This is a genomic window from Pseudomonas syringae pv. cilantro (assembly GCF_001293775.1).
GTDB classification, from domain to species: Bacteria; Pseudomonadota; Gammaproteobacteria; order Pseudomonadales; family Pseudomonadaceae; genus Aquipseudomonas; species Aquipseudomonas syringae_P.
Genome location: NZ_LGLN01000012.1, coordinates 1 through 369, shown reverse-complemented (window position 1 = coordinate 369; position 369 = coordinate 1). Strand labels below are relative to the sequence as shown.

Sequence of the window (369 nt, the reverse complement as noted above, 5' to 3'; positions counted from 1 at the left end):
GCTGCGTGCTATCGGCTTGGTACTGGCGTGGAAGATAGCGGTGGTTTCTGCCTCTGTTTTGGCTTGTGATTTACCCCGAATGTGGCGGTTCAGAAAACGGATTTCCGGGTGTGTCACTTTTAGGGAGATGCTGATTTATTCAAAAAACCAGCTGTTGCCCCCTGATAAATCAAGGTTTCCAGAGCGTTGCTGGGACGAAAAATCGAATAAATCAGCGGCTCCTTAGTGTTCTTTCGGTACCTTAATGAAGCCATCAGCAATACCTTGTGCCAGCAACTCCATCATTTTCGCGAAACGAAAAAATCCTGGATATTGCAGGCAGATATAGTCCATCTGGACCTTTGATGAGCTGTCGAGCACCTGTTTGAA

The 369-nt window shown here is 46.9% G+C and carries 2 pseudogenes; one reads left to right on the top strand and one right to left on the bottom strand.

The window, feature by feature from the left end:
* Nucleotides 1–226 (top strand): annotated as a pseudogene (locus ABJ99_RS28930) (hypothetical protein); the annotation flags it as partial.
* On the opposite strand, the pseudogene ABJ99_RS29550 reads toward ABJ99_RS28930, so the two are convergent.
* Nucleotides 223–369, bottom strand: a pseudogene (locus ABJ99_RS29550) (arylsulfatase regulator); the annotation flags it as partial. The pseudogenes ABJ99_RS28930 and ABJ99_RS29550 overlap by 4 nt on opposite strands.